Genomic DNA, 15,056 nt, shown 5'->3' with positions numbered 1-15,056 from the left:
TAATGTACGTTGAAGTCATGACTGTTTTTTTGTTCAATGAGAAAACTGAACCTAGATTCGATTCCATGATCTAGCGGACAAACAGACACGGAGACTCCCGCAGGAATAAACCGTCCAATGAGACCCCGCAAGCGTGAACGCTGAGGAGGCTCATGAGGTTCCTGCAGGACGCGGAGTGTCTGTTTGGGAGCGACCGCCGGAGGGCAGCCTATTATTTTTTTCTTGATGCGCAGTTTATCCGTTTTGTGTGATAGTACGTTCTCGCTTTTCAAACGTGTCAAGGGCATTTGTTTAAGAGCTTCCCTTTCGCTCTGCCAACTAGTTGAACGGATTTTCTTGATGCGAAAGTTGAGTTTATTAGTTAAAAAGAAAAGGTGGGAAGTGGGTGACAAAGCTTTAGAGAATACCAATGTTGTGATGATTTCCTCTCGTGTGACAACATGTATTTATTTTGACCAGTAAATCTAAGATATCTCAACTATTCTTGTTGTAAGGGTTTTCATATAATTAGATTAATAAGAGAATAGACAGGTTGGAAGGAGGAGAAGGATGACACGTTTTAAACAATTTGGAAAAAATATTTACAATAACCGTATATGGTTACTGATGGTATTACCGGGACTTATCTGGTTCATTGTCTTAAAATATATCCCTATGTTTGGTCAAGTGATCGCTTTTAAAGACTTTAGGTTTCATCCGGATGGATTTTTTGCCAGTGTCTACCATAGTGAATGGGTTGGCTTTGAGAACTTTAACTTTTTATTTAGTACAAATGATGCGTATGTTATTACGAGAAATACCGTATTGTACAACTTAGTTTTTATTGTTTTAGGTTTAATTTTAGCTGTCGCAGTTGCAATTATATTAAGTGAACTTACGAAACAAAAGCTTGCTAAAATTTATCAAACGGGCATGTTATTCCCACACTTCTTATCATGGGTCGTTGTTAGTTACTTTGTCTTTGCTTTTCTAAGTGTTGATAGAGGTTTATTTAATAGTGTTTTAGAGTTCTTTAATATAGATGCCGTTTCATGGTATAACGAACCATCCTATTGGCCTTATTTTATTGTCGCGATTAGCCAATGGAAAGGTGTGGGTTTTAGTAGCATTGTTTATTTGGCGGCTATCGTCAGTATTGATCGAAACTATTACGAAGCGGCCATGATTGATGGGGCAAATAAATGGCAACAAATTCGCCATGTGACAATCCCAATGATTATGCCACTTATCGTCATTTTAACGATTTTAAATATCGGTAGTATTTTTAGTGCGGATTTTGGTCTGTTTTACCAAATACCGAGAGACTCGGGTCCACTTTATTCTGTGACAAATGTTATTGATACTTATGTATATAGAGGGCTTATGACCATGGGAGACATTGGGATGAGTACAGCTGCGGGACTATATCAGGCGACAGTCGGATTTGTCTTAATCATCGTAACTAATTATGTGGTTAGAAAAATTGATGAGGATAACGCTTTATTTTAGGTGATTGGATCCGGTTTAAGAGTGACAACGATATTTATTGAAAATAGTTTGAACGCTCTTATAAAAAGTTAGATAACGCTTAGTGGAAGGGATGTGATTATATGAAAACTCCACCTAATATACCTAAAAGAAAAGTGAAAAATATAAGTTTTAAGTCAAAAAAAACCCCCACATATAATCCGTTTGGATTTACAGGAAAAACTAGTGTGTTTATGCACTTGCTGTTAGGAACATTTGCTTTCTTATGTGTGTTTCCATTTTTATATGTAATCATAATCTCGCTGACGAACGAGCAGTCGTTAGCTACATATGGCTATCAGATTATTCCAAAAGAATGGAGCTTTGATGCCTATCAATATTTGTGGCAAATTAGGTCGCAGATTTTTCAAGCATATGGGGTCACCATTTTTGTCACCGTTGTCGGAACAATTATTAGTGTGTCTTTAATTGCTTTATATGCCTATGCGATTTCAAGAAAACAATTTATTTATCGAAAGCAGTTTACCTTTATCGCTTTTTTTACGATGTTGTTCAGTGGCGGGATGGTGCCTTTTTATATCGTAATGACCCAGTTTTTGGGATTGAAAAATTCCATTTGGGCACTTATTCTTCCAATGGCTGTTAATGCTTTTTATATCATTATTATGAGAACTTTCTTTATGCGTACTGTGCCTGAGGCGATACTTGATTCAGCTCGTATTGATGGAGCTGGAGAATTTAGAATATTTCTAACGATTGTTTTGCCGCTTTCCGTGCCGGGAATTGCGACTATTGCTCTTTTTAGTACGCTTGCTTATTGGAATGATTGGTTTAATGCCTTGCTGTTTATCGACAGCCCTAATTTAGTTCCATTGCAATCTTTATTAATGAGGATTGAAAGCAACTTAGACTTTATTCGTCAGAACGCGATGATATCCAATCAGAATAGTGCAATATTGGCGTCTATCCCACAAGATTCAGCTAGAATGGCGATGGTTGTGATTGCCACTTTGCCAATTGCTTTATCTTATCCTTTCTTTCAAAAGTATTTTATTAAAGGCTTAACAATAGGAGGCGTCAAAGAATAATATTTTTCAAACAAGGAGGAAAAATGAGTTTATAGAATTATCTATTCTTCCTTTTTTGATATAAAGCATATAACGATAATGAAATGGGGGATGTTCATGAAAAGGTTTTGGTTATTAGTTGTAGTATTCATGATGACTGGTATTTTGCTAGCTTGTAGTAATGAGAACACAGAAGGAAATGCTTCAGATGCTAAAAATGATGGTTCTGAAGTAACAAACGATGAACATGTAACATTAGTTTGGTATTTAATTGGGAGTCCACAACAGGACGTTGATTTGGTTATGGAGAAAGTCAATGAGTATACCACTGAAAAAATTAATGCCTCAATTGATTTGAAACTACTTGATTGGGGGGAATTTGATGAAAGAATGCAAATTATTACAACCTCAGGAGAAGCGTATGATATCGCCTTTACAAGTTCGTGGGCAAATAACTATTCCTTAAATGCTAGACGAGGAGCCTTTTTAAGTTTAAACGAATTGCTTGATGAATACGGGAAGGAAATGAAGGAACTAATTGACCCGGCCTTTTTAGAAGGGGCTCAAATTGATGGAGAACTTTATGCGATTCCAACGAATAAGGAAGTTGGACAACAAGCTGTTCTTTCATTTAATAATGAACTTGTAGAGAAGCACGGTCTAGATATTTCGACAGTCCGATCCCTTGAAGATTTAGAACCGTTATTAGCGGTTATTAAAGAGGAAGAGGCAGACGTTACACCAATCGCAACATTTGATGCTTATCTTCCATTTGATTCAATTCTACAAGAAGAAATGCCGTTTGCTTTTCGTTTAGAAGGAAATACAGAAGAAGTCATTAATAAATATGAAGAAGAAGTCACTTTAAATACTTTAAAAACGATGCATGAATATTATCAAAAAGGATATATTCGCCCAGATGCAGCTACGAGTACAGATTCTTGGCCTTTGGAAACGCCTAATTGGTTTGTGCGAAAAGAACTTTATCAACCATATGCAGAATCTATTTGGACAAGATCAGCTGGTTATGAAATTGTAACAAGTGAGTTACACGAGCCTTATGTATTTAATAATTCAGTTACAGGATCGATGCAAGCTATATCAGCCACATCCAAAAACCCTGAGAGAGCGATGATGTTTTTAGATTTATTAAATTCAGATCCTTATTTAAGAAATTTAATAGATAAAGGAATCGAGGGAGTTCACTACGAGGTAAATGAAGACGGAACCATTACAGATTTGCCTGCTCGAGTAGAAAGTTATAATATGCCTAGCTTTGCGATTGGAAATCAATTAATTTTGAAACTTTACGAAGATGACCCAGCCGATAAATGGGAAGCTTTTGAGGAGTTTAATCAAAATTCAGTTCCATCACCGGTATTAGGATTTTATTTTGATTCTAATCCAGTACGAACTGAAATAGCGGCTATTGCCAATGTTACAAGTGAATTTTCACCAGCATTACTTAAAGGAGCAGTGAATCCAGAGCAGTATATTCCGGCCTTTAATGAAAAGCTATATGAAGCGGGTATGCAAAAAGTGTTAGATGAAATTCAACAACAGTATGATACATGGAAAGAAAGTCAGTAATTAAAATCGCCAGGGTGGAATAACCTTTACAAAATGATGAAGATAAAGGTGTCTCAAAAGGTTGCAGAGCCTTTTGGGCATCTTCTTTTCTTAAAGGGGAGGGAAATTATAGTGCTGTACGGTGCAATTGAGGCTGGAGGAACTAAGTTTGTGTGTGCCATTGTAGATGAAGCAGGTTGCGTTCATTCTGAAGTCAGTTTGCCAACAAGAGACCCTGAATTAACTTTAGCTGATGTAGCTCATTTCTTCCGTGAATTTTCACTTACCTCTATTAGTATTGGTAGCTTTGGTCCAATAGAGTTAGATTTGCATAAAGCCAATTATGGAGAAATATTAAATAGTCCAAAAATGTTATGGAAAAATTTTAATATCTATAGGGCCTTAAAAACTCTCTTTAATATTCCAATTTTTCTAGATACGGATGTTAATATGGCTGCTTTAGGAGAGTATTATTGGGGGGCTGCTAAGAATAAAGACAGCTGCTTGTATATAACGGTTGGAACAGGTATTGGGGCTGGGTTTGTGCAAAGAGGTGAAACGTTTAAAGGAAGATCGCACCCTGAAATGGGACATATCTTTGTACCAAGACATAATAGTGACTTATTTGGAGGAAGTTGTCCGTATCATCAAGATTGCTTAGAAGGTTTAGCGTCAGGTAGTGCGATTGAAGCGAGATATGGAAAGAAAGGCAATGAACTTCAAGACAATGGGGAAGTTTGGGATTTAGAAGCATACTATATGGCCAAGGCAATTGTTAATTATAGTTTAATTCTTGCACCAGAAATCATTATTTTGGGAGGCGGAGTTTTAAAACAATCGACATTGATTCCGTTAATAAGAAGTAATGTAAATAAAATGTTGAACAAGTATATCAGTATTAATTGTATGGAAGAGTATATTGTTTCACCACAATTGAATGATAAGCAAGCGATATTAGGGGCGTTGGCATTGGGGACAAAATAATAGTTTTGATTATTTACTGAATATTCAGTGAAGTGGAGGTAAATTCTTATGAGAGAACCGTTATTTTTAGAACCGATCTTTCATGAACGTATTTGGGGTGGGGAAAAGTTAAAAAGCGAATTTGGATACGCCATTCCTACTAATAAAACAGGTGAATGTTGGGCCATTTCAGCACACCCGAATGGGCCATGTCCAATTAAAAATGGGAAGCTAGAAGGTCATACTCTTAATCAAGTGTGGGAAAGCCATCGGAAATTATTTGGATATGAGGAGGGTGAGCAGTTTCCTTTGCTCGTAAAAATCCTTGATGCTACAGAGGATCTATCAGTCCAAGTTCATCCAAATGACAATTATGCTTCTATTTATGAAAACGGTCAATTAGGAAAGAATGAATGTTGGTATATCATTGATTGTGAAGAAAATGCTGAAATTATATTTGGTCATAATGCGAGTTCAAGAGAAGAGTTAATAGAACTGATTAATCAGGAAGATTGGAATGCGCTGTTGAGGAGAGTAAAAGTAAAGCCTGGAGATTTCTTTGTTGTACCAAGTGGAACGATTCACGCGATTGGAGCAGGAATCACGATTTTAGAAATTCAGCAGAATTCAGATCTGACCTATCGAGTTTATGATTATAACCGTACGGACGATAAGGGCAATAGACGCGAAGTACATATCGACCAATCTATTGTGGTGACAACAGTACCACACCAAGATATGCAACGTAAGCAAGAAGTCATTAGAAAAAATGGACTTACACAAGTTTGTCTTGAGCAAGGAGACTATTTTACAGTCTATCATTGGGAGTTATTCGGAGATTTTTCCGGTAAGATTGATAATAAATATTTACTTGTGAGTGTACTAGACGGAGAAGCTACTTTAATCGTGGAAGGAAGCACATATGAAATAACTAAAGGAGCCCATTTTATCCTGCCAACGACACTATCAAACTATCAATTAAAGGGAGAAGCGGAAATGATTGTTTCACATACTTAATCTGAATGTAGAGGCTGGGACAAAACCCTTAAAAAAGAGTTAGATGACTAGAAATGACGGTCATCTAACTTTTTTAATGGAAATTACTTATTTTATATTACAAAAGGAATGAGAAGACTTATCCTCTTTCTTAGCGGAGCATGATTTTCGGGAGCGGTGAATAGAGTGCTACCCACTACGATCCCAATAAATGTTACCTGTCTTTCGTATCATAGGAGTTTTTTGTCCCTATCTCCACTCAAAGATTTTAATTAAACATTTATTTAACTGCTCAATATCCGAGTTTCGTATTAACCTTCTATCAACTTACTTATTTTTTCATTCCGACTCAGTTGCTCATGACTATCAGCTAAATCATATTTCTTTAACAAATGAAATAATTCATTTAACGCGACTTGGCTCCGTTCCGTTTCCAAATAAGCGGTACACTTTTGATAAAGAGCGGATGGTAAAAACTGTTGCTGAGAAGCTAATTTTGCTTTTACATCTTCTAATGGGTGATCGAGCTTACAAGAACTCATTTTCTCTCCTCCTTTACAGTTTGATTTTCTAAGACAATTCTTTCTGGGTGCGAGTAAATATTAAAAGAGCCGTTCCGTATAAATCCAATGGCGGTGATGTTCAGATCCTCTGCAAGCTTAATCGCTAAATCGGTGGGCGCTGATTTCGATAATACGATTCCAACTCCTATTTTAGCGGCTTTTGTTAAAATTTCAGAAGAGATTCGTCCACTAAACACAAGGATTTTATCCTTGACCGAAATTTGATTTAATAAGGAATAACCAAATAGTTTATCGAGGGCATTGTGACGACCAATGTCGGTGCGACTGACTATTAACTCGTTGCTAGAGCAAAGGGCTGCATTATGAACCCCACCTGTTTGTTTGAAAACAACACTTTCAGATTGCATTTTTTTCATAAGTTGGATACACTGTTCGGCTGTTATCTTCGTTTTTGACATCGATGTTTTAGCTGTTCTGACATCGTTTTGAAAATAAAATTGGCGACTTTTCCCGCAGCATGAGCCAATAAATCGTTTGGAGAATGTCTGTTGGCTAACAAATTTATCTTGAATTAATTCGATGTGAGCGAAGCCAGCCCCAATATCAAGCTTAAAATCTTTAATTTCTTTTCGGAAACGGATGACGCCTTCAGAAGCCAAAAAGCCGATGACGAGTTCTTCTAAATGGAATGGGCTACATACCATCGTTGCAAACTCCTCTCCGTTTATCATAATGGTTAAAGGGAATTCAATGACGATTTCGTCTTCTGTTTCTATAAATTGCTTGTTTTGATATTTGATGATCGACCTTTTGAGACTTAATGACTCCTCCATTTAAATCTACCCACTCTCTGTCAAATGATTGATTTTATCTAAACACAATCTTGTGATGGTGACAAGTGGTATCAAAACGAATGAGATGATTGATAAAAGTTCTTTAAAAAGCGTAAATTATATTGAAAATGGTTACAAAACAAGTTATGATTTAGGGAAGAAGCATTCATAAATTTGTAACATTTAAGTGCAGGAATAGCGACCCTGTTGCCTGGCTTGAATCGTTACATACTGAAAGCGATTTCTATTGGGATTTAAGTAGCGTTCCCTGCTTAAAACTAATCGTCGCCACTTTTAAGGATCTATAGCTTATTTAGCTATATTCTTTAAAAGTGACGACGATTTTTTTATTATGACATGAGGAGGAAAAAGAAAGTGAGTGAACAAGTAAAAAAGACAAAGAATAGGTGGCTGATTGCTCTTGCTGCTGTCGGTATCCATATTTCTATCGGTTCCGTTTATGCTTGGAGTGTCTTTACAAACCCACTACATGACCAGTTTGGTTGGGGGTTGAGCTCTATTTCTTTAACATTTAGTATTGCTATCTTATTTTTAGGTCTTTCAGCAGCATTTATGGGTCATTTTGTAGAGAAGTATGGTCCAAAAATTTCAGGGATTGTATCAGCTAGTTTCTTTGGAGTAGGGATGATAGGATCTGGTTTTGCAACAGCGATGGAATCGTTATGGCTCTTATATGTCTGTTACGGGGTTTTAGGAGGAATTGGTTTAGGTGTTGGTTATATTACACCAGTATCAACCTTAGTAAAGTGGTTCCCAGACCGTCGTGGATTAGCTACAGGTCTTGCGATTATGGGATTTGGTTTTGCCGCAATGATTGCAAGTCCTATTATGGGATCGTTAATTGATTCAGTTGGGATTTCATCGACTTTTTACACATTAGGTGCGGTTTATTTTGTGATTATGATCTGTGCGGCTCTTTACTTAGAGCGTCCACCTGAAGGGTATATGAGCGAGTTTGCAGCAGGGGGAACAAATGTGAAGCCTGACCTTGCCCAGTTAACAGCAAATGAGGCGGTAAAAACAAGACGTTTCTGGTTTTTATGGGTGATGCTTTTTATCAACGTAACCTGTGGAATTGCGATCTTAGCGGTTGCTTCACCAATGGCCCAGGAGCTTGCGGGGTTATCAGCAGCAGCGGCAGCTACAATGGTTGGAGTTATGGGTGTCTTTAATGGTCTTGGTCGTATCGGTTGGGCCACAGTATCTGATTATATCGGTCGTCCGGCCGTTTATACGACATTCTTCGCGATTCAAATTGGAGCATTCTTTATCTTACCAAGCATTACAGCAGCAATCGTGTTCCAAGTGATTTTAATTTTAATCATGACCTGTTATGGTGGAGGATTTGCCTCGATCCCAGCGTATATTGGTGATATTTTCGGTACGAAACAGCTTGGAGCGATTCACGGCTACATTTTAACAGCTTGGGCAGCAGCAGGACTTGTTGGTCCAACAGTTGCCAGCTGGATTCGTGAAACAACCAATAGTTATGCGGGAACACTTTACATTTTCGGTGCCATGTTTATAGTTGCATTAATTGTTTCTCTTGTGATAAGAATTGATATAAAGAAATTAAAAGAGGCGAATAATTCAAAGCAGTTGGCTAGCTAAAAACTGGATGAACGTTTGAATGAGCCATAATCTTTGAGCGAGGGTGAATAATGAATAAATACGAAGCTGAATTCAGTAATCTTGTTCGTGCTTTTCGTAAAAAACATATGGGAAAAGGACCGAGTAAGATAAACACAACGTTCTGTAAACACTGGGCGATCTGTGAAATGGAGGGAAATCTTTCACCTGTGGAGAAGTTTATTGCATCCGCAGATGAAGGTAAACAAATGCTTCGAGCGGCTAGAACTGAAATGGTCAAAGATATGTATCGGAAAAACAGACCATTTGAAATGGAAGAGTTATTACAAAGTAACTTAGTGGACCTCTTTGTTGATATTGATATTGAACGTGACTTTGGAATGTCTATCTTTGTCTTTGACGAGAACATTGAAGAGAAGTTTAACAATAAGAAATAAAATTGGTTCGGGCACTTGGTAGCGCTCCTGCAAAAGGCTAAACCATCGTTTATCTACTAAGGCTCGTTTATTAGTTGAACGGTGGTTTTTTGTCTTTGTAGGAGCATAAGCCAGTACATTATGAATACGAGTCATCATATGCTTGTATTAAGTAGAAATTTTTTTGAGGAGTGATTTGTTATGGGGAAAACAAAACATACAGGCCCAATTAAATTACCGAAAACCCTTACACCTGATTTATGGGTTAGTAAGGTTCCGTTTGGTCTTGGGAAAGTAAAACCACATCATATTCGTGAAACGATGAAGGTCGTTTGGCATAATAAAGATAACTTAAATTACGCAAAGAACATTATTACAAAAGGGGTTTGTGATGGCTGTGCACTAGGTGTTTCTGGACTTTATGACCAAACTCTAGCAGGGCCGCACGTTTGTACGACGAGATTAAATGTTCTACGTTTAAATACAATGCCAGCGATGAAAGAAGAAATCGTTCACGCGGACATTGATGAATTAAGAAAGTATACAAGTGCCGAGCTCCGTGAGTTAGGCCGTATTCCATATCCTCTAATCCGCCGTCCTGGAGAGCGTAAATTCTCTCGTATTGATTGGGATGAAGCGATGGATATGATTGCTGATAAGATGAAAAAATTAGATCCAAAAAATTATAGCTTTTTCTTAACATCAAGAGGAATTACAAATGAATCTTATTATGTAGCAGCAAAAGTATCTCGCTTCCTTGGAACGAATAATATTGATAATGCCTCAAGGATTTGTCACTCTCCGTCCAAAACGGCATTAAAACGGTCGCTTGGGATTGGGGCATCAAGCTGTAACTATAAAGATTGGATTGGCTCTGACGTGATTGTTTTCTGGGGCTCGGTTGCAGCCAATAACCAGCCTGTTTCAACAAAATATATGTACGCAGCTAAACGAAAAGGGACAAAAATTATTTGTATTAACCCATATCGTGAGCCGGCTATGGAAAACTATTGGATTCCATCAGTGGGAGAATCGGCGTTATTCGGAACAAAGCTTGCTGATGACTTCTACCAAGTAAACATTGGTGGCGATATTGCGTTTATGCATGGAATTATGAAGCATTGGTTTGAAATGGAAGAAGAGGAGCACGGTTCAGCGGTTGATCATGACTTCGTTCAAAAGCATGTCAATGGTTATGATGAATTAAAACAAAAGGTAAATGAACAATCTTGGGATGAAATCGTCGAGTCTTCTGGTGTAACAAAAGACCGTATCGGAGAGCTAGCACTGTTACTTGCGAAGAGCAAATCTGGAATTTTTGTTTGGTCTTTAGGTTTAACAATGCATACATTTGCTTCCGATAATATTTCACAAGTAGCTAATCTTGCTCAACTACGTGGTTTCTTAGGGCGTGAGCATACAGGAGTAATGCCAATCCGCGGTCACTCAAGTGTTCAAGGAAGTGGAGAAATGGGAGCTGACCCATTCGTATTACCTGGTGGAGATTTTGATGAGAAAAATATTGAACGGATTGAAAAGCTATGGAATTTTGAGCTTCCTAAATGGCAAGGGGATGTTTTAGGTGTTTCCCTAGAGAACTGTTTATTACCGGAGGATAATGAGCGCAAAGTGAAAATGTATTATTTATCCGGCGGTAATTTCTTAGAAACAATGCCTGATCCAAAGTTTATTGAAAAAGCTCTTTCAGAACTCGAAATCCGTGTCCATCAAGACATTATTTTTAATACATCTACCCTTGTCGATGCAAAAGAAGCGGTCATCGTGTTACCAGCGAAAACACGTTATGAGCAAGATGGTGGTGGAACGTCCACTTCAACAGAGCGTATGGTTTATTTCTCTCCAAAAATTGAGGGAAATAAGCAAGAAATTGAAGAAGCACGTTCGGAGTGGAAAATTTATATCGACTTAGCGAAGCGAGTTAAACCAGAAACAGCTCATCTAGTCGACTTCAAGGATGGCCAAGCGATCCGTGAAGAAATGGCGAAAGCAAACCCGAATTACGAGGGCGTTCAACATTTGAAAAAACAAGGTGATGTCTTCCAATGGGGGGGAGCTTGGTTATGTGAGGATGGCATTTGCCCAACTCCAGATGGAAAAGGAACATTAATTCCTGTTGATATTCCAAACTTAAATAAAGTATCGGGTGATTTCTATGTAACAACGAGACGTGGAAAGCAATTCAACTCAATGGTTTACAGTGAAAAAGATGGTTTTAACGATGCCGAGCGTTATGATGTCTTATTAAATGCAGAGGATGCAAAAGATTTAAGCATCACAGAGCGTGAATTAGTCGTTGTTTACAATCAGCATGGTGTATTTACTGGTAAAGCTCGTTTTGTTGATATTGCCCGTGGCAACCTAGAAGTTCACTTCCCAGAAGGAAACTTCCTATTACCAAAAGGGGTTTATGAGAAGTTGGCTAAAATCCCAAGCTATAATGTCGCCGTTAAATTAGAAAAAGCAGAACGGTTCAATGCCCGTAAAGATATTCAGTATTTAGAGAAAAAAGTAGATGACTTAGAAATGACAGCTGAATAAGGATAAATCTGATGGAGTTACTGATAAGGTTGAATATCTTATCAGTAGCTTTTTTTACATGTTTAAAAAGCAGAGATAAGCTGCGTTTATCAGGTCATTTTTATCACCTGATAGGACACTCTAATCGATGAAATCTCTTAACAAAAAATTTTAATTGACATCCAATAGTCTGAAAATTATAATGAAATCGAAAGCGCTTTCGAAAGTAGGTTTGAATGAATATGACAACAATTTATGATATTGCTAAAAAGACAGGATTTTCGATCACGACTGTATCAAGAGCTTTAAATAATTATACAGATGTCAGTGAAAAAACGAAAAAAATCATCTTAGATGCTGTAGAGGAGATGGGGTATTACCCAAATTCAATTGCTCGATCATTAACGACCAAAAAATCTTGGGCAATTGGAGTTATTTTTGCAGAAGATCTCGGGTTAGGCATAAAGCATCCATTTTTTAATGGCGTCATTGAAGGATTTAAAAAATATGTTGAACGATTTGGTTACGATATTATCTTTTTAAGCAAAAAGGTTGGAGGAGAAACGAAAAGTTATATTGATCATGCTCTCCACCGTGGTGTTGATGGAGTCGTAGTCTTTAGTTCACATTATGATGATCGTGAAGTGAATAAATTAATAGACTCTGCTCTTCCTAGTGTTGTACTTGATTTACACAGTAATAATACGAGTGTTGTTTATAGCAATAATTATCAAGGGAGTGAATTAGTCGTCGATTACTTACATTCACTTGGACATCGAAAAATTGCCCATATTTGTGGACACAAAACTACATTTGCTGGTACTGAAAGATCTAAAGGGTTCTTTAATAGTGTAGAACGATTGCAATTACAAATTCCTAGTGATTATGTTGTTGATGGCGGATTTTTCTCTTATGAAGGAGGCTATCAAGCAATGAAAAAACTCCTTGCTTTAAAAGAGAAGCCGACAGCTGTATATGTTGCAGGAGATACAATGGCAATTGGCGCAATGCGCGCGATTCAAGATGAAGGGTTAAACGTTCCTGATGATATTTCAATTGTTGGTTTTGATGATATTGAATTGGCAAAGTACGTATCACCAGCCTTAACGACGGTGAAACAGGACATGGACTTACTTGGTGAAAGTGCGGCAGAAGTATTAATCAAACAAATGAATGAAAAGAATAAAGCCTATTCCGCTGTTAAGATTCCAGTTGAACTCATTAAGAGACATTCAACAGGACCTGTTAAGCATCATAATCATTAGAGGATTGTATCCATTGTGAGATGGATACAAACTTGTCATTAAGGGTGAAAGCGGTTTAGATTTTAAATCATATTAAAAAAAGGGATGCTTCAAGATTAGGGGAGGTGAGAAATTAAAAGTAAACATTTAGGTTAGAGCATTTGTGAAAGCGTTTTAAATTGATTTCGGACTATTATAATCGGTTACACCATTTTTTTTTACTCCTTATCGAAAGCGGTTTCGGAAAATTATAAAATAGTGGGGGTTTTGTAAAATGAGAAAATTAACCTTATTGTTCATTGCACTTTCCGCTTGCCTTGTATTTGTTGCCTGCAGTAGTTCTAGCGGTGGAAGCAAAGATAAGCTTGTTATTTGGTCCTTTACAGATGAATTAGAAAACCAAGGGGCGATTGCAGCGTACGAAGAGAAGTTTGGAGTTGAAGTGGAATTAACGATTATCCCAATAGAAGATTATCCAACAAGATTAAGACCTGTTTTAGAGAGCGGACAAGGGGCACCAGATGTCTTTACTGGAGAACTTGCGTTTATTAAAGATTGGGTCGAACAAGAATATTGGGAAAATCTCTCTCAAGAGCCTTACAATGTGGAGGATTTTAAAGAAGATTACGTTGAATACGTGTTCGAATTAGGAAGAAATTCACATGGAGAAATAAAAGCGGTATCATGGCAAACGACTCCTGGTGGAATCTTTTATAGAAGGAGTATTGCCCAAGAAGTGCTAGGAACAGATGATCCAAATGAGGTTGGACATATGTTTACGACGATGGATGGTTTATATGAAGTCGGAGACAAAATGAAAGCAGCTGGTTATCGTTTATTTCCAGATGAGGGGGCCATTCGGTGGTTTGCTCAAGGGCAAAACCCTGAAGCATGGGTGAATGAGAATGATGAATTGATTATGACTGAAGGCCGCATGAATCATTTTGATTATGCGAAAGAACTACGTGAAAAGGACTTAACGGCTTTTGCTCCAGAATGGTCACCTGCTTGGTTTGCCGCAATGGATGGACCAATTAATTATAATGCTGGCTGGGATGAAGTCGATGAAAATAATACAAATGAAGTAGAAGTCTTTGCGTATGCATTGCCAACATGGGGTCTTCACAGTGTGTTGAAAGAAAATACAGAAGAAACCATTGGAGATTGGGCTTTAACAAATGGACCTAACCCTTATTTCTGGGGCGGAACATGGTTAGGGATTTATACGAACTCTGATAAAAAAGAAGAGGCGTGGGACTTCATTCAAATGATGACCCATGACGATGAATTTTTAACGGAATGGGCTTTAGAAACTGGGGATGTTTTATCATATTTACCTGTCACAGAAAAGATCAAAGATGACTTTAGCGAAGAGTTTTTAGGAGGACAAAATAACTATACCTTTTTCTTAGAAGAAGCTCAGTCGATCAACCCTGGAATTGTCACTAGATACGATCAACAAATGGATACACTCTTCGGAAACGCAGTGTCTGAATATGTAGAAGGATCAAAAACAAAAGAAGAGGCAATTCAAGAGTTTTATAATTTAGTTCGAAACGCTTATCCACATATTACAACACCGGATCAGCAATAGAGTTTGTATCATTTGGCCTACTCAACCAGCTGCATGCCCTACGCGTTCCGTAGGGCATGCAGCTCACGGAGTAAGCTAACTAATGTAACCATATTTTACTGAGTAGACCGTTTTTCAGTGGCCCCTTTACTAGTATTGCAGGAGTCTCTGTATGCTATTTGAAAGAGCTGCTTTCTTGTTTTTTATACTAGGTTGCACTTAAAAAAGCATGAATGTTTTCTATGAAAGAAATTC

12 protein-coding genes are annotated in these 15,056 nt (G+C 37.6%); 10 read left to right on the top strand and 2 right to left on the bottom strand.

The window, feature by feature from the left end; all coding sequences use genetic code 11:
• Window positions 1–549 precede the first annotated feature (549 nt).
• From AA0017_RS17505 to manA, 5 genes are all read left to right on the top strand, one after another.
• Window positions 550–1,488 (top strand): ABC transporter permease, encoded by a 939-nt coding sequence (locus AA0017_RS17505; RefSeq protein WP_413376537.1) that lies wholly within the window; start codon window positions 550–552, stop codon window positions 1,486–1,488.
• Between the two features lie 101 nt (window positions 1,489–1,589).
• Window positions 1,590–2,555 carry a carbohydrate ABC transporter permease gene (locus tag AA0017_RS17500; protein ID WP_413376535.1) on the top strand — a complete coding sequence of 322 codons (966 nt, stop codon included), beginning with the start codon at window positions 1,590–1,592 and terminating at the stop codon, window positions 2,553–2,555.
• Window positions 2,556–2,651: 96 nt separating this feature from the next.
• A complete protein-coding gene (locus tag AA0017_RS17495; protein WP_413376533.1) occupies window positions 2,652–4,124 on the top strand; it encodes an ABC transporter substrate-binding protein in 1,473 nt (490 codons plus the stop codon).
• A gap of 111 nt (window positions 4,125–4,235) precedes the next feature.
• Window positions 4,236–5,087 (top strand): ROK family protein, encoded by an 852-nt coding sequence (locus tag AA0017_RS17490; protein WP_413376531.1) that lies wholly within the window; start codon window positions 4,236–4,238, stop codon window positions 5,085–5,087.
• A gap of 48 nt (window positions 5,088–5,135) precedes the next feature.
• Window positions 5,136–6,083, top strand: a complete 948-nt coding sequence (gene manA, locus AA0017_RS17485) for a mannose-6-phosphate isomerase, class I (protein WP_413376529.1) — start codon at window positions 5,136–5,138, stop codon at window positions 6,081–6,083.
• Between the two features lie 290 nt (window positions 6,084–6,373).
• Here manA and AA0017_RS17480 read toward each other — a convergent pair whose 3' ends face one another.
• Window positions 6,374–6,604: a hypothetical protein gene (locus AA0017_RS17480; RefSeq protein WP_413376526.1), complete on the bottom strand. Its 231-nt coding sequence runs from the start codon at window positions 6,602–6,604 to the stop codon at window positions 6,374–6,376.
• Window positions 6,601–7,419: a formate dehydrogenase accessory sulfurtransferase FdhD gene (gene fdhD, locus AA0017_RS17475; RefSeq protein ID WP_413376524.1), complete on the bottom strand. Its 819-nt coding sequence runs from the start codon at window positions 7,417–7,419 to the stop codon at window positions 6,601–6,603. Before fdhD ends, AA0017_RS17480 begins: the two co-directional genes overlap by 4 nt.
• 375 nt (window positions 7,420–7,794) lie before the next feature.
• Between fdhD and AA0017_RS17470 the strand changes: the two genes are divergently transcribed.
• The 5 genes from AA0017_RS17470 (at window position 7,795) to AA0017_RS17450 (ending at window position 14,822) form a co-directional block, all read left to right on the top strand.
• Window positions 7,795–9,051: an OFA family MFS transporter gene (locus tag AA0017_RS17470; protein ID WP_413376523.1), complete on the top strand. Its 1,257-nt coding sequence runs from the start codon at window positions 7,795–7,797 to the stop codon at window positions 9,049–9,051.
• Window positions 9,052–9,101: 50 nt separating this feature from the next.
• Entirely contained in the window at window positions 9,102–9,467 is a 366-nt protein-coding gene (locus tag AA0017_RS17465; protein ID WP_413376521.1) for a DUF2294 domain-containing protein, read from the top strand.
• 180 nt (window positions 9,468–9,647) lie between these two features.
• Window positions 9,648–12,005, top strand: coding sequence for an FdhF/YdeP family oxidoreductase (locus AA0017_RS17460; RefSeq protein WP_413376519.1), 2,358 nt, complete (start codon window positions 9,648–9,650; stop codon window positions 12,003–12,005).
• Window positions 12,006–12,226: 221 nt separating this feature from the next.
• Window positions 12,227–13,249 carry a LacI family DNA-binding transcriptional regulator gene (locus AA0017_RS17455; protein ID WP_413382682.1) on the top strand — a complete coding sequence of 341 codons (1,023 nt, stop codon included), beginning with the start codon at window positions 12,227–12,229 and terminating at the stop codon, window positions 13,247–13,249.
• A 253-nt stretch (window positions 13,250–13,502) separates the two neighbouring features.
• A complete protein-coding gene (locus AA0017_RS17450; protein ID WP_413376517.1) occupies window positions 13,503–14,822 on the top strand; it encodes an ABC transporter substrate-binding protein in 1,320 nt (439 codons plus the stop codon).
• Window positions 14,823–15,056 lie beyond the last annotated feature (234 nt).

This window comes from Alkalihalobacillus phoenicis (assembly GCF_047302405.1).
In the GTDB taxonomy this organism is placed as follows: domain Bacteria; phylum Bacillota; class Bacilli; order Bacillales; family Bacillaceae_D; genus Alkalihalobacillus.
Note: the sequence above shows the minus strand (reverse complement) of the source record. Positions and strands in the feature narration are given on the sequence as shown.